At 70.7% G+C, this 21198-nt stretch carries 19 protein-coding genes and 4 tRNA genes; 12 read left to right on the top strand and 11 right to left on the bottom strand.

Annotation, left to right across the window (positions count from 1 at the left end):
• Nucleotides 1–27: 27 nt before the first annotated feature.
• The 5 genes from ESO86_RS00835 to ESO86_RS00815 form a co-directional block, all read right to left on the bottom strand.
• A complete protein-coding gene (locus ESO86_RS00835; protein WP_242492134.1) occupies nucleotides 28–558 on the bottom strand; it encodes a dihydrofolate reductase family protein in 531 nt (176 codons plus the stop codon).
• 63 nt (nucleotides 559–621) lie between these two features.
• Nucleotides 622–2760 (bottom strand): 3-hydroxyacyl-CoA dehydrogenase NAD-binding domain-containing protein, encoded by a 2139-nt coding sequence (locus ESO86_RS00830; RefSeq protein ID WP_129233004.1) that lies wholly within the window; start codon nucleotides 2758–2760, stop codon nucleotides 622–624.
• A gap of 11 nt (nucleotides 2761–2771) precedes the next feature.
• Nucleotides 2772–3980, bottom strand: a complete 1209-nt coding sequence (locus ESO86_RS00825) for a thiolase family protein (RefSeq protein WP_129233003.1) — start codon at nucleotides 3978–3980, stop codon at nucleotides 2772–2774.
• A gap of 78 nt (nucleotides 3981–4058) precedes the next feature.
• The gene (locus ESO86_RS00820; protein WP_129233002.1) at nucleotides 4059–5255 is read right to left on the bottom strand and encodes a ribonuclease D; all 1197 of its coding nucleotides are present in this window, start codon (nucleotides 5253–5255) and stop codon (nucleotides 4059–4061) included.
• Nucleotides 5248–5835, bottom strand: coding sequence for a DUF3000 domain-containing protein (locus ESO86_RS00815; protein ID WP_129233001.1), 588 nt, complete (start codon nucleotides 5833–5835; stop codon nucleotides 5248–5250). The genes ESO86_RS00820 and ESO86_RS00815 overlap by 8 nt, the downstream gene beginning before the upstream one ends.
• Nucleotides 5836–5934: 99 nt before the next feature.
• Between ESO86_RS00815 and ESO86_RS00810 the strand changes: the two genes are divergently transcribed.
• Nucleotides 5935–7116, top strand: a complete 1182-nt coding sequence (locus tag ESO86_RS00810) for an alpha/beta hydrolase family protein (protein ID WP_129233000.1) — start codon at nucleotides 5935–5937, stop codon at nucleotides 7114–7116.
• 45 nt (nucleotides 7117–7161) lie between these two features.
• On the opposite strand, the gene ESO86_RS00805 is transcribed toward ESO86_RS00810, so the two are convergent.
• Entirely contained in the window at nucleotides 7162–7602 is a 441-nt protein-coding gene (locus ESO86_RS00805) for a SufE family protein (RefSeq protein WP_129232999.1), read from the bottom strand.
• 36 nt (nucleotides 7603–7638) lie between these two features.
• Nucleotides 7639–8538 (bottom strand): sulfurtransferase, encoded by a 900-nt coding sequence (locus ESO86_RS00800; RefSeq protein WP_129232998.1) that lies wholly within the window; start codon nucleotides 8536–8538, stop codon nucleotides 7639–7641.
• A 144-nt stretch (nucleotides 8539–8682) separates the two neighbouring features.
• Between ESO86_RS00800 and zapE the strand changes: the two genes are divergently transcribed.
• The 3 genes from zapE (at nucleotide 8683) to ESO86_RS00785 (ending at nucleotide 11801) form a co-directional block, all read left to right on the top strand.
• Nucleotides 8683–9738: a cell division protein ZapE gene (gene zapE, locus ESO86_RS00795; RefSeq protein ID WP_129232997.1), complete on the top strand. Its 1056-nt coding sequence runs from the start codon at nucleotides 8683–8685 to the stop codon at nucleotides 9736–9738.
• Between the two features lie 231 nt (nucleotides 9739–9969).
• Entirely contained in the window at nucleotides 9970–11193 is a 1224-nt protein-coding gene (locus tag ESO86_RS00790; protein ID WP_129232996.1) for an ammonium transporter, read from the top strand.
• A 41-nt stretch (nucleotides 11194–11234) separates the two neighbouring features.
• Complete coding sequence (locus tag ESO86_RS00785) at nucleotides 11235–11801, top strand: type II toxin-antitoxin system PemK/MazF family toxin (RefSeq protein ID WP_242492133.1); 567 nt, start codon at nucleotides 11235–11237, stop codon at nucleotides 11799–11801.
• 57 nt (nucleotides 11802–11858) lie between these two features.
• Here the strand turns inward: ESO86_RS00785 and ESO86_RS00780 are convergent.
• Nucleotides 11859–11934: transfer RNA gene (locus ESO86_RS00780), tRNA-Val, on the bottom strand.
• A 290-nt stretch (nucleotides 11935–12224) separates the two neighbouring features.
• On the opposite strand from ESO86_RS00780, the gene ESO86_RS00775 reads away from it, so the two are divergent.
• From ESO86_RS00775 to ESO86_RS00765, 3 genes are all read left to right on the top strand, one after another.
• Nucleotides 12225–12297, top strand: a tRNA-Gly gene (locus tag ESO86_RS00775).
• Nucleotides 12298–12349: 52 nt separating this feature from the next.
• A tRNA-Cys gene (locus ESO86_RS00770) sits at nucleotides 12350–12420 on the top strand.
• 32 nt (nucleotides 12421–12452) lie between these two features.
• Nucleotides 12453–12527 (top strand) — tRNA-Val (locus ESO86_RS00765).
• 45 nt (nucleotides 12528–12572) lie between these two features.
• On the opposite strand, the gene ESO86_RS00760 is transcribed toward ESO86_RS00765, so the two are convergent.
• Nucleotides 12573–13427: a lysyl oxidase family protein gene (locus ESO86_RS00760; protein WP_129232995.1), complete on the bottom strand. Its 855-nt coding sequence runs from the start codon at nucleotides 13425–13427 to the stop codon at nucleotides 12573–12575.
• 156 nt (nucleotides 13428–13583) lie between these two features.
• Here ESO86_RS00760 and ESO86_RS00755 point away from each other — a divergent pair, with 156 nt between their 5' ends.
• The 3 genes from ESO86_RS00755 (at nucleotide 13584) to ESO86_RS00745 (ending at nucleotide 17298) form a co-directional block, all read left to right on the top strand.
• The gene (locus tag ESO86_RS00755; RefSeq protein WP_165307185.1) at nucleotides 13584–14648 is read left to right on the top strand and encodes a metallophosphoesterase; all 1065 of its coding nucleotides are present in this window, start codon (nucleotides 13584–13586) and stop codon (nucleotides 14646–14648) included.
• 176 nt (nucleotides 14649–14824) lie between these two features.
• Nucleotides 14825–16735 (top strand): threonine--tRNA ligase, encoded by a 1911-nt coding sequence (gene thrS, locus ESO86_RS00750; RefSeq protein WP_242492135.1) that lies wholly within the window; start codon nucleotides 14825–14827, stop codon nucleotides 16733–16735.
• On the top strand, nucleotides 16732–17298 hold the full coding sequence (locus ESO86_RS00745) for an HIT family protein (protein ID WP_129232992.1): 567 nt from the start codon (nucleotides 16732–16734) through the stop codon (nucleotides 17296–17298). Before thrS ends, ESO86_RS00745 begins: the two co-directional genes overlap by 4 nt.
• Before the next feature lie 8 nt (nucleotides 17299–17306).
• On the opposite strand, the gene pdxY is transcribed toward ESO86_RS00745, so the two are convergent.
• Nucleotides 17307–18158, bottom strand: coding sequence for a pyridoxal kinase PdxY (gene pdxY / locus ESO86_RS00740; RefSeq protein WP_129232991.1), 852 nt, complete (start codon nucleotides 18156–18158; stop codon nucleotides 17307–17309).
• Nucleotides 18159–18165: 7 nt separating this feature from the next.
• A complete protein-coding gene (locus tag ESO86_RS00735) occupies nucleotides 18166–19506 on the bottom strand; it encodes an aminotransferase class I/II-fold pyridoxal phosphate-dependent enzyme (RefSeq protein ID WP_242492132.1) in 1341 nt (446 codons plus the stop codon).
• 122 nt (nucleotides 19507–19628) lie between these two features.
• On the opposite strand from ESO86_RS00735, the gene pdxS reads away from it, so the two are divergent.
• Nucleotides 19629–20519, top strand: coding sequence for a pyridoxal 5'-phosphate synthase lyase subunit PdxS (gene pdxS / locus ESO86_RS00730; protein ID WP_129232989.1), 891 nt, complete (start codon nucleotides 19629–19631; stop codon nucleotides 20517–20519).
• Nucleotides 20513–21157 (top strand): pyridoxal 5'-phosphate synthase glutaminase subunit PdxT, encoded by a 645-nt coding sequence (pdxT, locus tag ESO86_RS00725; RefSeq protein WP_129232988.1) that lies wholly within the window; start codon nucleotides 20513–20515, stop codon nucleotides 21155–21157. The genes pdxS and pdxT overlap by 7 nt, the downstream gene beginning before the upstream one ends.
• Nucleotides 21158–21198 lie beyond the last annotated feature (41 nt).

The raw sequence follows: 21198 nt of genomic DNA, 5'->3' as shown, positions 1-21198 counted from the left end.
CTCGCACCGGCGCTTCCCGGCTCCGCGTCAGTCGATGCGGTAGACGTGCTCGACCGCGTCACCGAGACGGGTGAGCCCGGTGAGCGTGAGCACGGGCGTGACCTCCGAGACCGGCAGCAGCGGTCGTCCGCGCCCCAGCGCGACGGGCATGTACGTCACGAGCAGGTCGTCGAGGCGCCCCGCCGCGAGGAACTGGGCGGCGACCGGCCCACCGCCCACGACCCACACGTTCCGTCCGCCTGCGGCTGCGGTCGCGGCATCCGCCACGGCAGCCACATCGCCATCGGCGAAGCGGATGTCGGCGCCCTCGGGCGTCTCGAGCGTGCGATGCGTGAGCACCCAGGTCGGCAGCTCGCCGTAGGGCCACCCACCGCCTTCGCGGAGGACCCACTCGTAGGTCGTGGCGCCGAGGACCAGCGCGCCGACCGAGGCGAAGAAGCGTTCGTAGTGGTCGCTGAAGTCCTCCATGCCGAACTGGAGGAGCCACTCGAGCCCGTCGTGCTCGTCGGCGATGAAGCCGTCGAGTGTCGAGGCCACGTAGTACTGGATGCGCGTCACGCTGAGGAGCATACGAACGGCCCCCGACATCGCGTCGGGGGCCGTTCGGCGTTCAGCGGTCGGTCAGGACTCGACGCCCTTGACGGGCGGGTGGTGGAACGTGTCGCCGAACACGCGCTCCGAGGCGCCCACACGGTCGAGGTACGGCGTGAGTCCGCCCATCTGGAACGGGAATCCGGCACCGAGGATCATGCACAGGTCGATGTCCTCGGCCGCTGCGACGACCTCGTCGTCGAGCATCAGCCGCGTCTCGCGCGCGAGGCCGTCCTCGAGCCGGGTGAGGATCTCCTCCGCGGTCGAGGGGTTGGTGCCGCCTGCGACGATCTTGAGCGCACCCTTGTCGAAGCCCTTCGCCCGGCCCTTGTCGTCCTTGTCGAGCAGCTTGCCGTAGTCGGCCAGCGCGTGCAGGTTCTCGGAGCGGTAGAACCGGTCCGGGAACGCCGCGTGGTGGGTGTCGAGCACGTGCGCGCCGACCTTCAGCCCGACGAGGTCGAGCAGCGCCGACGGTGCCATCGGCAGCCCGAGCGGCGCGATCGCCTCGTCGACCGTCTCGAACGAGGTGCCCTCGTCGACCGCGCGCATCGCCTCGCCGAGGAGCACCGCGAGGAGGCGGTTCACGACGAAGCCCGGCGTGTCGGCCGTGATCACGGCGTTCTTCTTCAGCTTCGCCGCGGTGACCATCGCGGTCGAGAGCGTCGCGTCATCCGTCTTCGACGTGTTCACGACCTCGATGAGCGGCATCACCGCGACCGGGGTGAAGAAGTGGAAGCCCACGACCCGCTCCGGGTGGGCGAGCTTGGCGCCGATCTGCTCGACCGAGAGCGACGAGGTGTTCGTGGCGAGCACCGCCTCCGGGGAGATGTACTGCTCGATCTCGGCGAACACGTCCTGCTTGATCGCGAGCTCCTCGAACACCGCCTCGATGACCCAGTCGCAGTCCGCGAACTCCGACTTGTCGGTCGTGCCGTGCACGAGGGCCTTGAGCCGGTTGGCCTCGTCGGAGGAGATGCGGCCCTTGCCGAGCAGCGCGTCGATCTCACCGGCGATGTAGGCGACGCCCTTGTCCACGCGCTCCTGGTCGAGGTCGGTGATGATCACCGGCACCTGCAGTCGGCGGACGAAGAGCAGCGCGAACTGGCTCGCCATGTACCCGGCGCCGAGCACGCCGACCTTGGTCACGGGCTTCGCCAGGGCCTTGTCGGGCGCTCCCGCGGGCTTCTTCGTGCGCTTCTGCACGAGGTTGAACGCGTAGATCGAGGCGTGGAACTGGTCGCCGGACACGAGGTCCGCGAGCATCTCGTCCTCGCGGGCGAAGCCCTCCTCGCGGGTGCCCGACTTCGCCGCCTTGAGCAGCTCGAGCGCCGCGTACGGCGACTTCGGGACCGTGCCGATGCGGCTCTGCAGCATCTTCTTCGCGATGCCGATCGCGGCGTCCCACTTCACGAGGCGCTCGACCTTGCCCGGCTCGTTCGGGCGCTTGACCTTCACGCGGCCCGAGACGACGTCGTCGGCCCAGCGGATCGAGTCCTCGAGGTAGTTCACGGAGGGGAACATCACGTCGGCGATGCCGAGCTCGAGCACGTCGGGCGCCTTGACGGTGCGGTTCTGCTTGAGCGGGTTCTCGACGACGATCTTCAGCGCGTTCTCGATGCCGATGAGGTTCGGCAGCAGGGTCGCGCCGCCCCAGCCGGGGATCATGCCGAGGAAGACCTCGGGAAGCGCCAGGGCCGGCAGCGACGCGTCGACGGTGCGGTAGTCGGCGTGCAGCCCGATCTCGACGCCACCGCCGAGCGCGAGGCCGTTGATGAACGCGAACGAGGGCACGCCCACGGTCGCGAGCTTGCCGAGCGCGAAGTGGCCGAGCTGCGCGATGCGCAGTCCCGACTCGCGGTCCGGCAGCTGCGACACCTTGGACAGGTCGGCGCCCGCGGCGAGGATGAACGGCTTGCCCGTCACCGCGACCGCGTGGATCTCGCCGGCCGCGGCGCGCTCGGCGAGCCGGTCGAGGGTCGCGGCGTACTCGAGCAGCGTGTTCGGGCCGAGCGTGTTCGGCCGCGTGTGGTCGCGGCCGTTGTCGAGGGTGACGAGCGCGAGGGTGCGGCCCTCCGAGATGGGGATGTCGCGCACGTACGAGTGCGTGACGACCTCGTCGTCGAACCTGCCCGCGAGCTCGGTGAAGTCGATCTTCGTGTAGTCGGTCATCGCGGTGCTCCTCAGGCCTTCTTCGCGGCCTTGCGCGAGTAGTTCGGGTTCTCCCAGATCATCGTGCCGCCCTGGCCGAGGCCCACGCACATCGTCGTGATGCCGTAGCGGACGTCGGGGCGCTCGGCGAACTGGCTGGCGAGCTGGTTCATGAGGCGCACGCCCGACGAGGCGAGCGGGTGGCCGACGGCGATCGCGCCGCCCCACGGGTTCACGCGCGGGTCGTCGTCGTCGATGCCGTAGTGCTCGAGCAGCGAGAGCACCTGCACGGCGAACGCCTCGTTGACCTCGAGGAGCCCGATGTCGTCCATCTTCAGGCCGGCGATCCGCAGCGCCTTCTCGGTGGCCGGCACGGGGCCGATGCCCATGATGGCCGGGTCGACCCCCGCGAACGCGTAGCTCACGAGCTTCATCTTGACGTTCAGGCCGTACTCCTTGGCCGCGTCGCCGCTGGCGAGGAGTGCCGCGGTGGCGCCGTCGTTCAGGCCGGAGGCGTTGCCGGCGGTGACGCGACCGTGCGGGCGGAACGGCGTCTTCAGCCCGGCGAGTCCCTCGAGGGTGGTCTCGGGACGCATGACCTCGTCGCGCGTCGCCAGTCCCCAGCCCTCGTTGGTGCGGATCGCCACGGGCACGAGGTCCTGCTGGATCTTGCCCGCCTCGTAGGCCGCCGCGGTGCGCTGCTGGCTGCCGAGGGCGTACCGGTCGGCGCGCTCCTTGGTCAGGTGCGGGAAGCGGTCGTGGATGCGCTCGGCGGTGGCGCCCATGACGAGGGCGTCCTCGGAGACCATCTTCTCGGCCACGAACCGCGGGTTGGGGTCGACGCCCGAGCCCATGGGGTGGTGGCCCATGTGCTCCACGCCGCCGCCGATCGCCAGGCGGTACTGCCCGTACCCGATCGAGCCGGCCAGCATCGCGACCGAGGTCATCGCCCCGGCGCACATGCGGTCGATCGCGAATCCGGGGACCGACTTCGGCAGGCCCGCGAGGATCGCGGCGCTCCGGCCGATCGTGAGTCCCTGGTCGCCCGTCTGGGTGGTGGCCGCGATGGCCACGTCGTCGATCTGGTCCTTCGGCGCGTTCGGGTTGCGCTCGAGGAGCCCCACGATCGCCTTCACCACGAGGTCATCGGCCCGGGTGTTCCAGTACATGCCCTTTTCGCCGGCCTTGCCGAAGGGGGTACGGACCCCGTCGACGAATACGACGTCAGTTCGTTCAGCCACGCTGCAGCTCCCTTTCGAATGGAGGATCACCTGATCCTAGGAACGCCCTGTGCGGCCGCCGGAATCGGTTGCCGGTTCCTACGAAGCGTCGTGTGCGGCGTCTTCGAGCGATTGTGCGGCCTGCACAAACGCGATTGCGATTATCTGTGCGGTAGCGGCAATCTGCCAGGGTCGCGCACCGAGCTCCTCGAGGGCGTCGCCGATCGCCTCCGACGTCGCGTCCACGGGAGGACGCCACGCCAGTCGGCGCAGGTGGTCGGGCGTCAGCAGGTTCTCGACCGGCATGCCCATCTCCTCGGCCGCGTCGCCGACGGCCGCCTTGGCGAGCCGGAGGCGTGCGTCGGCCTCCGGATTCCGCGATGCCCAGGCCCGAGGGGGCGGCGGCGCATCGCTCGGCACGCGCGAGGCGGGCGGTTCGGCGGTCCGCGCTTCCTCGATCGCCGCCCACCAGCGGTCGATCTCGGTCCGGCTCGCGCGACCGTTGAAGGCCTTGAGGTCGGCGAGCGCGCGCTTGGACTCGGGGAGGGTCTTCGCGACCGCGAGGATCGAGGCATCCGGCACGAGGCGTCCGGGCGCGACATCCGTCTCCGCCGCCAGGTCGTCGCGGGCGTGCCAGAGCGCGCGCGCGACGGCGAGGTTCCGGGGCGAGCGCAGCGCATGGATGCCGCTCAGTCGGCGCCACGGCTCGGCGGCCGGGGGCTTCGCGGCGCGATGGACGGTCGCGTCGAACTCCTGGCGCGCGATCTCCTCCTTGCCCGCGTCGACGAGCCGCTCGGCGAGCCGGTCGCGCACGTCGACGAGGAGTTCGACGTCGAGTGCGGCGTAACGCAGCCACGACTGGGGGAGCGGCCTGGTCGACCAGTCGGCCGCCGAATGCTCCTTGGCGAGGCGGATGCCGAGGAGCTCCTCGACCACGGACGCGAGGCCGACCCGCGGCATCCCGAGCAGTCGCGCCGCGAGCTCCGTGTCGAAGATCCCGGACGGGTCGAGGCCCACCTCGCGGAGGCACGCGAGGTCCTGGCTGGCCGCGTGCAGCACCCACTCCTCGTCGCGGATCGCGTCCTGCAGGCTCGAGAAGTCGCCGACCATCGTGGGGTCGAAGAGGAACGTCCCCGCGTCGCGGCGGAACAGCTGGATCAGGTACGCGCGTTGCGAGTAGCGGAATCCGCTCGCCCGCTCGGCGTCGACGGCGACCGGACCCACGCCCCCCGCGATGGCCTCGACCGCGTCGTCGTAGGCGTCGTGGGAGTCGATCACGTGGAACTCGTCAGCCACGTCTCCTCCTCCGTGGAAGGGCCGTCACCCCCTCCGAGCTCGGAGGCAGGCCGGCCAGCATGCACAGCAACTCACTCCACCCTTCCACATGAGGCGCGATCTCGGCGTCGAGCGGCGTCCACGACGCGCGGAGCTCGAGCTCGGCACCGTCGCCCTGCCGGGCGAGCTCGCCGTACCCCGTCGAGAGGATCTTCGTGACGGTCCCGGAGGCTGCGACGTAGCGCGCCCCGCGGGCGTCGAGCGCGTCGACGAGCCACGACCACGCGACGTCCGCGAGGAACGGATCGACGCCGATGTCGGTCTCGAGCGGGGCCTGCGCGAAGCAGACGACCCGGAAGCGCCCGCCCCACGACTCGGGCTCCGACGGGTCGTGGAGGAGGACGAAGCGGCCGGTGCCGAGGTCGGAGTCCTCCGCGTGGCGCCCGGGGATCAGGTCCGCCGCGAGTGCGACGGCCCACGGTGCCAGCGACGAGGGCGCGGCGATCTCCGACACGCGCAGTTCCGCTCGCGGTGTCGCTGCCCGCAGCGACTCCAGCGCTGCGGCGAACTCAGGGGGAGGCGTGGTCGCCGAGTCGGACACGTGAGCAGACTAGAGTCTCGATCGCGGGGGTCGGTGGCGGCGCGCCGCGCGAGCGCCTGTACCCCGGGCGATGCACGTCGGCGACGAACAGGAGGCGGGATGTCGAGGCTCGAGCGCACGATGGGACCGATCGGCGCGGTGCTCGGCGGTCTCGCCATCGTGGGCGCCGCGTTCGCTGCGGCGACCGCGGCGACGGCGATCGTCTTCGCTCGCCGCGTGGTGACGCCCGAGCCGGATCGCGAGGACGACCTCCGCATCGAGCGGGTCGACCTCGCGGCCGGCGAGGTGGTGCTCTCGGGTGCCGAGGAGGCGCGGATGCGCGGACGGTACGGTCTCTGGTTCGAGCACGACTCGGGCTACGCGCGGGTGGGCGACGTGCTGCACGACGACGGTCACCGGGTGCGGCGCGTCGTCGAGTCGGTGGAGTTCGGACGGCTCGATCGGGCCGCACGCGGCCGGATCAGCGGGTGGGTCCACCTCGGTCCGTGGGAGGTCTCGGAGCGGTACGAGAACGTCGTGGTCCCGACGCCGCTCGGTCCGGCTCCGGCCTGGTTCGTCCCGGCGACGGATGCCGCGGGCGCGCCCTCCGCCGACTGGCTCATCGTCGTCCACGGCCGGGGTGCCAAGCGCCACGAGGGGCTGCGCGCGGTCGAGCCGGCGACCAGGGCCGGCTGGTCCTCGCTGCTCGTCTCGTACCGGAACGACGGCGAGGCGCCTGCCAGCGAGGACCGCAGGTACGGCCTCGGCGGCACGGAGTGGGAGGACGTGGTCGCCGCGGTCCGGTTCGCCGTCGAGCGCGGCGCCCGACGCGTCGTCCTGATGGGCTGGTCCATGGGAGGTTCCATCGCGTTGCAGACCGTGCTGCGGTCCGACGAGGTCCGGGAACACCTGGTCGGCGTCATCCTGGAGTCGCCTGCGGTCGACTGGCCTGACATCCTCCGATTCCAGGGGCGCGCGCTCGGTCTGCCCGCGGAGCTCGGCGGCGCGGTGGCACGCGTGCTCAGCGCCCCCCTCGCCGGCACGCTGACCGGCTTGGCCGCGCCGATCGACCTCGAGGCGCTCGACGCGGTCGCCCGTGCCGACGAACTGCACGTCCCGATCCTGCTGATGCACAGCGAGGACGACGGCTTCGTCCCGATCGACGGGTCGCGCCGGCTCGCGGAGGTGCGCTCCGACCTCGTGCAGTTCGAGGTGTTCGAGGGCGCGCGCCACACGAAGCTGTGGAACCACGACGCCCGGCGATGGACCATGCTCGTGCACGACTGGCTCGCGGCGCGCTGAGCGCGGACACCGCGCGGTCGATCGCGCGCTCGTCGGTCCGGCCGGTCAGGCGGCGATGCGCTCCGTGAGCTGGCGCTTCGCGCGGGCGAGCATGCCCGACATGCCGCGCACCCGCAGCGGCGAGACGGCCTCGCCCAGGCCGAGCGACTGCGGGTAGTCGGCGGGGATCGCGAACACCTCGTCGGGCGTGAGCCCGTCGAGTCCCTGCGCGAGGATCGACGCGAATCCGCGCGTGGTGGGCGCCTCCGCCGGTGCGGTCGCGTGCATGTGCACGAGGCCCTCCGGGTCGACCTCGACGAAGATGTAGACGGGGGACTGGCACTCCTCGACGCGCTCGAGCAGGTCGGGGTGGTCGCGGTAGCGCTCGGGAAGCTCGGGCAGTTCGTTGGAGAAGTCGAGCAGCAGCGTCAGGCGGTCCTTCACGCCGAGTGCGAGGAAGTCCTCGCGGGTCTCGGCGAGCGCCGGGGGGAGGGTCGTGGCATCCATCCGGTCCATTCTCCCACCCGGCGCCGGGCATGCGTCCTATCGGGTCGGCGCCTCGCCGCGCTCCGGGCCCGTCTCGATCGGCACGCGCACCGCGCTGCCCCACTCGGTCCAGGACCCGTCGTAGTTGCGGACGCCCTCGAATCCGAGCAGGTGGGTCAGGACGAACCAGGTGTGGCTTGATCGCTCGCCGATCCGGCAGTACGCGATGACGTCGTCGCCGTCCTCGAGCCCGACCTCGTCGCGGTAGATGGCGTCGAGTTCGGCGCGCGTGCGGAACGTGCCGTCCTCGGCGGCGGCGCGCGCCCAGGGCACGGACGCCGCGGTCGGGATGTGGCCGCCGCGCAGCGCGCCCTCCTCGGGGTAGGCGGGCATGTGCGTGCGCTCGCCCGTGTACTCCTCCGGTGAGCGGACGTCGATGAGCGGGTTGCCGAAGTGGGCGAGGACGTCGTCCTTGAAGGCGCGGATGACGGTGTCGTCGCGCTCCACGACCGGGTACTCGACGGGTTCGCGTGCCGGTGCGTCGGTGGTCAGCGGGCGCCCCTCGGCGATCCACTTGTCGCGGCCGCCGTCGAGGAGTCGGACGTCCTCGTGCCCGAAGAGGGTGAAGACCCAGAGCGCGTAGGCGGCCCACCAGTTGTTCTTGTCGCCGTAGATCACGACCGTGTCGTCGCGCGCGATGCCCTTCGCGGAGAGCAGCTCGGCGAACTGCTCGCCGGAGAGGTAGTCGCGCACCACGGGGTCGTTCAGCTCGGTGTGCCAGTCGACCTTCACCGCGGTCGGGATGTGGCCGACCTCGTAGAGCAGGACGTCCTCGTCGGACTCGACCACGACGAGTCCCGGCGCTCCGAGGCGTTCGGCGAGCCAGTCCGTGGTGACGAGCCGCTCGGGGTGGGCGTACTCGGCCAGCTTGGCGGCGGGGTCGAACTCGACGGACATGGGGAACCTCCAGTGGTCGCCCGGTCGGGCGAGGCGGGATCGGGGAGCGGACTAGGCTGGTGACCCGTCCACCACCGAATCTACGCGGCATGCCGGTCGTCGTCACCGCGCATGTCACGAGGTGCAACAGGAGATCCCACGCCGATGACCACTGCAGCGGCATCCGCCATCGAGCGACTCGTCGACCGCCACCCGTCGATCACGGGCGCCGAGATCGCGTCCGAGCTGGTGCCCCCGCCGCAGTTCGCGCACGCCTCGTTCGAGTCGTACCGGCCCGATCACGACTTCCCGTCGCAGCAGGCCGCCCTCGACCGGCTGAACACCTTCGCCGGCGCGTGGCGCGCCGCCCAGAAGCCCGGCGGGTTCTTCTCACGGAAGCGGCCTGCGCGCATCGAGCTCCCCGGGGTGTACCTCGACGGCGGCTTCGGCGTCGGCAAGACGCACCTCCTCGCGGCGCTCTGGCACGTCGCGCACGGCCCGAAGTACTTCGGCACGTTCATCGAGTACACCGCGCTGGTCGGCGCGCTCGGCTACGCGCCGGCCGTCGAGCTGCTGCGCGGTGCGCGCCTCATCTGCATCGACGAGTTCGAGCTCGACGACCCGGGCGACACCATGCTCATGACCCGATTCCTCGGCGAGCTCATGGCGGGCGGCACCCGCGTGGCGGCCACGAGCAACACGCCGCCGAACGCGCTCGGCGAGGGCCGGTTCGCGGCGGCCGACTTCCTCCGCGAGATCCACGCGCTGTCGTCGAACTTCGAGACGCTGCGCATCGACGGCCTCGACTACCGCCGCCGCGACACCGAGGGGCACGCCGAGGCGCTCGCCGACGACGCGGCCGTGGAGCACGCTGCGACGACGCTCGCCTCCCGGGGCCATCGCGTCTCCCTCGACGGGTTCGACGACCTCCTCGCGCACCTGTCGACGGTGCACCCGTCGAAGTACATCAAGCTCATCGAGGGGCTCGAGTTCATCGCGCTCACCGGGGTCCGCGAGCTCACCGACCAGAACGCCGCCCTGCGCCTCGTCGCGTTCATCGACCGCGTGTACGACGCCGAGGTGCCCATCCTGGCCAGCGGCCTGGAGCTCGACGAGGTGTTCGGCGGGGACATGCTCTCGGGCGGCTACCGCAAGAAGTACCTGCGCTCGATGTCGCGCATGATCGCGCTCACCACGGGCGAGCTCCCGCCGCACGACTGAGCCGCAGGCGAGCGACCCGCACAAGTCCTCGGCGGCTCTTTCGGAGGCTCGTCGCGGCATCCGGAAACACGCTCGTTACATTCAGGGCGAATCCGTAACCGTTGCGAAACGCAGCGTGCCCCGTCGTCGAAACCTTCTCGCACCAGTCTGATCGACGTACCTCGAGACGAGCCCCAGTCTCATCCCCCTCGCGGTACGTCCCCTGCAAACCAAGAGGTGTGAGGATTACCTATGGATAGCGGCAACATCGCGTGGGCCGTCACGGCATCCGCGCTCGTGCTCTTCATGACGCCGGGCGTCGCGTTCTTCTACGGCGGCCTGGTCAAGGCGAAGAGCGTCGTCAGCATGATGATGATGAGCTTCGGCGCAATGGGACTGATCAGCGTCCTGTGGGTGCTGTACGGCTTCAACATGAGCGCGGTCGGCAGCGCCTGGGAGTTCTCGGGCAACCCGTTCGCCGACTTCGGGCTCGCGAGTCTCGCCTCCGGTGAGTCGGCCAACGCCGACCTGCTCGGCGTGATCTTCGGCGCGACGTTCGCCATCATCACGGTCGCGCTCATCTCGGGCGCCATCGCCGACCGCGCGAAGTTCGGCGCGTGGATGATCTTCGCCGGCATCTGGGCCACCCTCGTCTACTTCCCGGTCGCGGCCTGGGTGTGGGGCGGCGGCTGGATCCTGTCGCTCGGCGACACCCTCGGCCTCCCGGGCGTCATCGACTACGCCGGTGGAACCGCGGTGCACATCAACGCCGGTGCCGCGGCGCTCGCCCTGGCACTCGTGCTCGGCAAGCGCGTGGGCTTCCAGAAGGGCATGGACAAGCCGCACAACGTGCCGCTGACCCTGCTCGGCGCCTCGATCCTGTGGTTCGGCTGGTTCGGCTTCAACGCCGGCGCCGAGTTCCTCGCCGAGGGCATGCCCGGCGTCGGCCTCATCGCGGTGAACACGCTCGTCGCCACGGCTGCGGCCATCCTCGCCTGGCTCCTCGTCGAGAAGTTCAAGGACGGAAAGCCGACCTCCGTCGGTGCCGCTTCGGGCGCCGTCGCGGGTCTCGTCGCGATCACCCCCGCCTGTGCCAACCTCACCCCGGGTTGGGCGACCGTCCTCGGCGTCGTGGCGGGCGCGGTCTGCGCGCTGGCCATCGAGCTCAAGTTCAAGCTCGGCTTCGACGACTCGCTCGACGTCGTGGGCATCCACCTGGTCGGCGGCCTCATCGGTACGCTCTACCTCGGCTTCTTCGCGACCGGCACCGGCCTCTTCGTCGGTGGCGACGCCGGCCAGCTGGCCGTGCAGGCGATCGCCGCCATCGGCGTCCTGCTCTACTCGTTCATCGTGGCCTTCGTGGTCGGCTTCGCGATCGAGAAGACCATCGGCTTCCGCGTGAAGAACGAGGACGAGCTCGCCGGCATCGACACCATCGTCCACGGTGAAGAGGGCTACAAGCTCGAGACCGTCTGATCCTGCGATCACCGCGAGGGCGGTGAGGGTAGTGTGCGGGTGTGCCTGACACCCGCCGCTTCCTCACCGCCCTCAGGCGTGTCATCCGTCCGTCGCCGACCGCGTCGGGCGGCGACTCCGCCCGACCCGCGGCGGCGACGTCGACCGATGCCGCGTGGCGGCCCCCTGCTGATGGCGGCGAGGAGTGGCCGGGGCGCACCGGTCCGTCGGCGACGGTCGAGCTGGATCCCGCCGGCGTGCGACGCGTGCGGTTCGCCTACACGCCGGAGCGCGACGGCGAGCCGGACCCCGGCGAGGTCGTGTGGACCTGGGTGCCCTACGAGGAACGCGACGGCCGGGGCAAGGACCGGCCCGTTGCCGTCGTCGCGGCGGGCGCCGATGGCCGGTTCCTCGCGGTGCAGCTCACGAGCAAGCCGCAGGACGGGAACGGCGACGCGGTCGCGCTCGGCGCGGGCGGCTGGGACGGCGAGGGCCGGCCGAGCTGGGCGCGGATCGACCGGGTCTTCCTCGTGCATGCCGAGGGGATGCGGCGTGAGGCGGCGTCGCTCGACGCCGAGCGGTACGCGCTCCTCGTCGACGCGCTCGCCGCGCGCTACGGGTGGGGCTGACGCCCACGCGACCCCGAACGTCGAAACGCCCCCGGGGGAACCGGGGGCGTCTCGTGGTGGTGGGCGATGCCGGGCTCGAACCGACGACCTCTTCCGTGTGAAGGAAGCGCGCTACCAGCTGCGCCAATCGCCCATCTCCGCGGACCCGATGGGATCGCGACCGCGGACTCGATACTAGCCCACCGAGCGGGTCGATTGCACATCGGCGCGCGAGGGTCCGCGCGACCGCGTCGGGGGCGGGAAACCGCGATGCGGGGCGCCCGCCGACGGAGGTGCAGGCGAGTCGCGCGCGACCGCGACACGCCCGAGACGTTCGGGCCGATTGGTCGCGTGACCGGCCGGAATCCCGGGCGCATGGGGCTCGGTTTGTCATTCGTTCACGGGATCGGTTATTGTCTTTCTGCACGCAGAAATGCGAGCGACGCGGATGTGGCGCAGTTGGTAGCGCATCACCTTGCCAAGGTGAGGGTCGCGAGTTCGAGTCTCGTCATCCGCTCTGACCAAGCCGGCGCAAGCCGGTTTGTTCTTTGGTGGTGAACCCAAGCAACGGTGGATTGGCCGAGAGGCGAGGCAGCGGCCTGCAAAGCCGTATACACGGGTTCGAATCCCGTATCCACCTCGAGACGAGTTCCTGGAACTCACTCACACCCCGGGCGATTGGCGCAGCGGTAGCGCGCTTCCCTGACACGGAAGAGGTCACTGGTTCGATCCCAGTATCGCCCACCAGCACGAAGGCCCCGGCAGATGCCGGGGCCTTCGTCGTTCCGCGGGTCAGGGGTTGCCGCCGAAGCCGCAGATCACCTCGGGGACGCACGGCGACTGGTCGAGCACCTCGACCTTCGCGTTCGAGCTCGTGCGCGTGAGCCGGAACTTCACCCACGTGAAGTTGTTCGTCTCGTCCGACTCGATCCAATGGTCGTCGGGGTCGGCGAGGTGCGTGAGGTAGTACTCGCCGTCCGGGATGTCCGTGACGTCGAGTTCCTGCAACGGAGTCGACTGGTGATACGAGTCGGCCCACCAGGACGCGAGTCCCTGCAGGTCCCCGTTGCACTCGAAGTAGGTGCGCGGCTTCTCCTTCTTCAGGGCCCCGGTCTCTCCGATGAACTCGATGTCCACGAAGCAGAAGGTGATCTTCACTCCCTCGGACCAGATCCCGGTCATCTCGGCAGGGTCGTCGGTGACCTGGCCGGGGCCGGGGCTCCGGATGTCGAACAGCGCCACCGCGGACTGGTGCCAGTGGTTGTGCTGGGGGTGGAAGACGGCTGCGCCGGCGTCGTGCGTGGCGACCACGTCACCGCTCGCGTCGAGGATCTCCTGCGTCGCGATCGTGCACTCCGCGTAGGACTGCCCGTCGATCTCGCACGGCTCGACCTGGCCGCCTCCGCGGATCTGGAGGTTGCCTTCGCCGATGTTGATGTGGGTCGTCGAGAACCGGAGCGATTCGCGCTGCTGCGTGTTCTGGATCTGCAGGTGGTGCGGGACCTCCTCGACGACATCGGGCAGCAGGGCGCCCGTGGGCAGTTCGATCGGGACGTCGTCGTGGGCCTGTGCCGCCGCGCCTCCCGCGGCGACCAGGATCACCGCGGCGACGGCGGCGACGGCGTGAAGCAGGGCGGTGCGATTCATGACCACGCTCCATATTCTGAGGAAACCTCGGTATCTCCTCCCGCGAGCAGCGTGGCAGGCGCCGAGCCAGCGATGCAATATCCCGTTTCGGGGGGGCGCGGGGGCCGCCTGTCGGCGAGTTCGGGGGCGACGGCGACTGCGGTCGTACAGTTGAGCATGGTCGGCGTCCGACACCGAGGGAGCGCGGCATCCGGGCTGGGTGTCACCGTGATCCTGCTGATCGGCGCGTGCGCTGGCCCGCCGGCGCCGGACCAGCGGGCGTTCGAGGAGCAGCCGGCCGCTGGGATCGCGTTCACGGCCTCCGGGGATATCGGGTCGACGCCGGAAGCCGGGGCGACGCTCGCGCAGGTTCCCGTCCTCGGCGCCGAGTTCCACATCGCCCTCGGCGACCTCTCGTACGGCGACCCGGGGGAGGAGCCGGCATGGTGCGAGTTCGTGACCGGGCAGGTCGGGGCGGGATTCCCCTTCCAGCTCATCGCCGGCAATCACGAGTCCGATGGGCTCGACGGCCATATCGACACGTTCGCCGAGTGCCTCCCCGAGCGGCTGCCCGGGATGGTGGGGGAGTACGCACGCCAGTACTACGTGGACGTGCCCGCCGACGCCCCGCTCGCGCGACTCGTGATGATCTCCCCGGGCATCACGTTCGACGACGGCCCGTGGTCCTACGCCGACGGCAGCGAGCGTTCGGCGTGGACCCGGCGGGCGATCGAGGGTGCGCGGACGTCCGGCATTCCCTGGGTGATCGTCGGGATGCACAAGCCGTGCCTCTCGGTCGGCAACTACGAGTGCGACCCGGGCCCCGAGATCGCGGACCTGCTCGTCGCGGCGGGAGCGGATCTCGTGATCAGCGGACATGAGCATCTGTACCAGCGCACCGCCCAGCTCGGGCACGGGCCGCGCTGCGAATCGATCGCTCCGGACGAGATCACCGTTGACTGCATCGTCGACGACGGTGATCGTCTCGAACAGGGCGCAGGCACGGTGTTCGCCACGGTCGGAACGGGTGGCACGGCACTGCGCGACGTCCACTTCGACGACCGGGAGGCGGGCTACTTCGTCGCCTGGTCGGGGGCGAATGCAGAGCCGTCGTGGGGCAACCTCCGCGTTGGGCTCTCACGGTCGTCGCTCGACGTCGACTTCGTGCCGGCCGTCGGCGCGTTCACCGACGAGTTCGGCATCGCTGCGGTGGACACGTCGAGCGAGCCCGTCGATCGCTGAGCGCGAGACCGCGGTCTGCCCGAGGAGCGATGTCCGGATCCGATGGGACCCCCGGCGCCCCGTGCCGAGGTTCTCCCGGGCGCGACTACAGTTGAGTGGTTGCGTCTCACACAGCAGGGGAGTGGATCCACTTGGCCGACGGCTTCGAGCTCTTCACCGATCGATCCGTTGTCGCGATGCGCGTCAACGGCGAGCTGAAGGACCTCGCGACGACGGTGGGCGACACCGACGTCGTCGAGCCCGTCACGATCGACTCGCCCGACGGACTCGCGATCCTCCGCCACTCGACCGCCCACGTGCTCGCGCAGGCCGTGCAGAAGGTCAACCCCGACGCGAAGCTCGGCATCGGGCCGCCCGTGACCGACGGCTTCTACTACGACTTCGACGTCGCCGAGCCGTTCACGCCCGAGGACCTCAAGGTCCTCGACAAGGAGATGGCGCGGATCATCCGCTCGGGCCAGCGCTTCGTCCGGCGCGTCGTGACCGACGACGAGGCCCGCGCCGAACTCGCCGCCGAGCCGTACAAGCTCGAGCTCATCGGGCTCAAGGGCCACCCCACCGGCGGCGAGGCCGGCCAGGACGACAACGAGTCGGTCGAAGTCGGCGGCGCCGAGCTCACGATCTACGACAACGTCGACCCGAAGACCGGCGAGGTCGCATGGAAGGACCTCTGCCGGGGCCCGCACCTGCCGAGCACCCGCATGATCGGCAACGGGTGGGCGCTCATGCGCGTCGCCGCGGCCTACTGGCGCGGGTCGGAGAAGAACCCGCAGCTGCAGCGCATCTACGGCACCGCCTGGCCGACCAAGGACGAGCTGCGCGCGTACCAGCACCGCCTCGAGGAAGCCGCACGCCGCGACCACCGCAAGCTCGGCGTCGAGCTCGACCTCTTCAGCTTCCCCGACGAGATCGGCTCGGGCCTGCCCGTGTTCCACCCCAAGGGCGGCGTCATCAAGCGCGAGATGGAGGACTACGTCCGCCGGCGCCACATCGAGGAGGGGTTCCAGTACGTCTCGACGCCGCACATCACGAAGGCGCACGTCTTCGAGCTGTCCGGCCACCTGCCGTACTACAAGGACACGATGTTCCCGCCGATGGAGCTCGAGAACAGCGAGTACTACCTCAAGGCGATGAACTGCCCGATGCAGAACCTCATCTACCGCTCCCGAGGGCGCTCGTACCGCGAGCTGCCGCTGCGGTTCTTCGAGTTCGGCACCGTCTACCGGTATGAGAAGTCGGGCGTCGTGCAGGGCCTCACGCGCGTGCGCGGGCTCACCCAGGACGACTCGCACAGCTACGTCACGCCCGAGCAGGCGCCCGCCGAGATCGAGCACCTGCTGAACTTCGTGCTGGGCCTGCTCCGCGACTTCGGCCTCGACGACTACTACCTCGAGCTCTCCACCCGCGATGCCGACTCCGACAAGTTCAAGGGCACCGACGAGCAGTGGGAGGTCGCGACGAACGTGCTGCGCGACGTCGCCGAGGCGTCCGGGCTCGAGCTCGTGATGGACCCGGGCGGCGCGGCGTTCTACGGCCCGAAGATCTCCGTGCAGGCGCGCGACGCCATCGGCCGCACCTGGCAGATGTCGACGATCCAGTACGACTTCAACCAGCCCGAGGGCTTCGGCCTCGAGTACACGGCCGCCGACGGCACGCACCAGCAGCCGGTCATGATCCACTCGGCGAAGTTCGGGTCGATCGAGCGCTTCTTCGGGGTGCTCACCGAGCACTACGCGGGTGCGTTCCCGCTCTGGCTCTCGCCGGTGCAGGTCGTCGGAATCCCGGTCGCCGACGAGTACGCGCCCTACCTCGGCGGCATCCTCACGCAGCTCGCGGGTGCGGGCGTGCGCACCGAGCTCGACACCAGCGACGACCGCATGCAGAAGAAGATCCGCACCCACACCACGCAGAAGGTGCCGATCCAGCTCATCGCGGGCGAGAACGACCGCACCGGCGAGACGGTGAGCTTCCGCTTCCGCGACGGCACGCAGGAGAACGGCGTGCCGATCGCCGACGCCGGGCGCCGGATCCTCGACGCGATCGCCGATCGTCGTCAGGTGACCACCCGGGACGACCTGTTCGCATGACCGATTCCTACGGGCCCGGCGAGTTCGAGGGCGTGCCGACGGATGGCGCGGCCGACCTGGCGGGCGTCCCCGACGCGTTCCAGCGGCTCTGGACCCCGCACCGGCTGGTCTACATCCAGCACGGGCAGCAGCCCGACGAGCACGCGTGCCCCTTCTGCCGAGCGCCGGAGCTCAGCGACGAGCAGTCGCTCATCGTCGCGCGCGGCGAGCACGCCTACGTGCTCCTCAACCTCTACCCGTACAACAGCGGGCACCTGCTGGTCTGCCCCTACCGCCATGTCGCGACCTACGACGAGGCGACGCCCGAGGAGGTCGCCGAGATCGGCGAGCTCACGCAGGTCGCGATGCGCACCGTGAAGCAGGTGTCGCGCTGCGACGGGTTCAACATCGGCATGAACCAGGGCCGGATCGCCGGCGCCGGCATCGCCGAGCACCTGCACCAGCACATCGTGCCGAGGTGGGCGCTCGACGCGAACTTCTTCCCGATCATCGCCGGCACGAAGGCGCTGCCGCGGCTCCTCGGCGAGGTGCGCGAGGAGATCGCGGAGGCCTGGCCGCGCTGAGCGCTCGGTCAGCGGACCCGTCGGACCTCGAACTGCATCTGCGGGTTCGCGTACGACTCCTGGGACTCGATGAGCCGCAGTTCGCGCTCTCCGGACTCGTGCGTGTTCGCCAGCAGGTCGAAGACGCTCGACGCCGTGCGGGCGAGCGCGTCGGCCGCGTCGCCGGTGCGGCGGTAGTGGGCGGAGAACAGCGCCGCCGTGACATCCCCCGAGCCGTTGGCCTTCATGGGCAGCAGCGGCGTCTGCACGATCCAGGCGCCGTCGTCGTCGACCGCGAGCATCTCGATCGTGCCGTCCTCGCGGTCGGGTCGCTCGACGCTCGTGACGAGCACGGTCCGCGGTCCGGAGGCGCGTGCGAGCTCGACCGACTCGAGCGTCGTCTCCAGCGAGTCGGGCTCGGTGCCCGTGAGGTAGCCGAGTTCGAACTGGTTCGGCGTGATGAGGTCGGCGGCGGGCACGACGCGATCGCGCAGCAGGACGGGAATGGCAGGCGCCACGAAGCATCCGCTCTTCGCATTGCCCATGACCGGATCGCACGAGTAGACCGCGGCGGGGTTGGCGGACTTGATGCGCGCGACCGCGTCGAGGATGACGTCGGCGATGCCCTCGGAGCCCTGGTAGCCGGAGAGGATGACGTCGATCTCCGGGAACGCCCCGCGGTCCTCGATGCCCGCGATCACCTCGCGGACGTCGTCGGGGCTGATCAGGGGGCCGCGCCACGCGCCGTAGCCCGTGTGGTTGGAGAAGTTGACCGTGTAGACGGGCATCACCTCGACGCCGATGCGCTGGAGCGGGAAGACGGCGGCGGAGTTGCCGACGTGGCCGTACGCCACGGCGGACTGGATCGAGAGGACCTTCACCCGTCGATCATTCCATCCCCGCCGGAGCCGGACGTCCTCCGGCGGCGCGGACGGCCGCGGCGAGGTCGGTGGCGAGCCGCTCGGCGTCGGCGTCGGAGAGATCGTGGACGGTGAGTCGAAGGCGGTGCGTCGCCGGAGCATCCGCGAGCACGAACTCGTCGCCCGTCCGCACGAGCCAGCCGCGGCGCATCAGCTGCTCCGACACGTCGCGAGCCGGCACCGGCAGGGCGACCCAGAGGTTGAGGCCGTCGCCCGCCGTCGTGGGCAGGCCGAGCTCGGTGAGGCGTCCGGCGAAGGCGTCGTTCCGTGCGGCGTAGTGCGCGCCCGCGGCCGCGATGGCCGCGTCGACGTCGGGGTCGGTCACGAGTGCGAGCGTCAGGCGCTGGAGGAGGTGGCTCACCCACGTGGTGCCCGGCGTGAGCCGCATCGCGAGCCGATCGGCGGTCTCGGGATCGGACGCGGTCACCGCGAGGCACATGTCGGGGCCGAGGAACTTCGACACCGATCGCACGAGCGCCCAGCGACGGTGCTCGGGCCCGATGAGCGAGCGGTACGGCCTTCGCGAGAGCATCGAGAAGTGGTCGTCCTCGATGACGAGCACGTACGGGTGCTCGCGCAGGACGGCACGCAGTTCCTCGGCACGGCGCTCCGAGAGGCTCGCGCCCGTCGGGTTCTGCGCGCGGGGCGTGCACACGACCGCACGCACGCCCTGCTCGAGCGCTGCGCGAAGCCCCGCCACGGTCATGCCCTCGTCGTCGACCGGGACGGGCACGGGGCGGTAGCCGCCGACCCGGACGGTGTGGATGCTCGTGAGGAAGCACGGATCCTCGAGCGCGACGGCGTCGTCGCGGACGAGCGCCTGGGCGAGGAGCCGCTCGACCGCGTCGGCCGCGCCGCTGGTGATCGTGAGTCGCACCTCCGGCGGCGCGAGGTCGTCGCCGACCCAGTCGCGGGCCCACCGCTCGAGGCCGGGGTCGACGACCGGCTCGCCGTAGAGCACGGGCCGGCCGGCCATGCCCGCGAGTGCGCGGGACGGGTCGGGGATGAGGTCGGGGTCGGGGTTGCCCGTCGCGACGTCGCGGAGCACGCTGTCGGCGGCGAACCCCTCCTGGGCGACGGCCGATCGATCGGCAACGCGCGTACCGCCGCGGCCGCGCGTGACGACCACGCCCGCCGTGGTGAGCTGCCGGTACGCCGCGACGGCGGTGTTCCGGTTGACGCCGAGATCGTCCGCGAGGTTGCGCACGGGCGGCAGCGCATCGCCGGGACGCAGCGCCCCGCGCTCGATCAGGGCGCGCACGCTCGCGGCGATGTCCGCGGCCGAGCTGCCGGTGATCTCGAGGGTCATGTCATGATCCATCACTGTTCGGGGAGGAGGACTCGGTCCATGCTATCTTTTGGCCTAGGTCAAGCCAACGCCTTGTCCGCCACGTTGCGCGAGCGCGCGCCATCCGTCGAAGGGAACCACTGATGAGCACGTCCGAGACCGGCTCGAGCCGCGTGAAGCGCGGCCTCGCCGAGATGCTGAAGGGCGGCGTCATCATGGACGTCGTCACGCCCGAGCAGGCGCGCATCGCCGAGGACGCCGGCGCCGTCGCCGTCATGGCCCTCGAGCGCGTTCCCGCCGACATCCGCGCGCAGGGCGGCGTCGCCCGCATGAGCGACCCCGACCTCATCGAGGCGATCATCGCCGAGGTCTCCATCCCGGTCATGGCGAAGGCGCGCATCGGCCACTTCGTCGAGGCGCAGGTCCTCCAGGCGCTCGACGTCGACTACATCGACGAGTCCGAGGTGCTCTCGCCCGCCGACTACGTCAACCACATCGACAAGTGGGGCTTCACCACGCCCTTCGTCTGCGGTGCGACGAACCTGGGCGAGGCGCTCCGCCGCATCAACGAGGGCGCGGCGATGATCCGCTCCAAGGGCGAGGCCGGCACGGGCGACGTCTCGGAGGCGACCAAGCACATCCGCAAGATCACCTCGGAGGTCAACCAGCTGAAGTCGATGACGCGCGACGAGCTGTACGTCGCCGCGAAGGAGCTCCAGGCGCCGTACGAGCTCGTGCTCGAGGTCGCGCAGACCGGCAAGCTCCCCGTCGTCCTGTTCACCGCCGGCGGCGTCGCCACCCCGGCGGACGCCGCGATGATGATGCAGCTCGGCGCCGACGGCGTGTTCGTCGGATCGGGCATCTTCAAGTCGGGCAACCCCGAGCAGCGTGCGGCCGCCATCGTCAAGGCCACCACGTTCTACGACGACCCCAAGGTCGTCGCCGAGGTGTCGCGCGGGCTCGGCGAGGCCATGGTCGGCATCAACGTCGGCGACCTGCCCGCTCCGCACCGCCTCGCCGAGCGCGGATGGTGAGTCTCCGCGACGAGTCCCTGGGGGCGACGGATGCCGCGGGGCCGACCGTCGGCGTCCTCGCCCTCCAGGGGGACTTCCGCGAGCACGCGCGCGTGCTCGGCGAACTCGGCGCGCGCGTCGTGCTCGTGCGGCGTCCCGATGACGTGGCGGGCATCGACGGCCTCGTGATCCCCGGCGGCGAGTCGACCGTGATGGACAAGCTCTCGCGGTCGTTCGGCGTCGCCGAGCCGCTGAAGCGGCGCATCGCCGAGGGGCTTCCCGTGTACGGCACGTGCGCCGGGCTCATCATGATCGCCGACACCCTGCTCGACACGATCGACGGCCAGCAGAACCTCGGCGGGCTCGACGTGGTCGTGCGTCGGAACGCCTTCGGGTCGCAGAACCAGTCCTTCGAGACCGAACTCGACGTGCCGGCGCTCGGCGAGCCGCCGGTGCGCGCCGTGTTCATCCGCGGGCCGGTGGTCGAATCGGTGGGTCCGCGCGCCACGCCCCTCGCCTCGCTGGCCGACGGGCGCGTGGTCGCGGTCGAGCAGGGCAACCTCATCGGCACGAGCTTCCACCCGGAGATCCAGGGCGACCACCGCTTCCACGAGTACTTCCTGCGCAAGGTGCGCGCGGCGGCGGGCGCCGCGGCGTAGCGGCCCCGGGCATCCGTCGGCTCGTGCGCCCACCCCGCGCG

It is taken from the genome of Agromyces binzhouensis (genome assembly GCF_004135055.1).
GTDB lineage: Bacteria > Actinomycetota > Actinomycetes > Actinomycetales > Microbacteriaceae > Agromyces > Agromyces binzhouensis.
The sequence above is the reverse complement of the archived record's forward strand: the minus strand, read 5'-3'. Positions and strand labels throughout refer to the sequence as shown.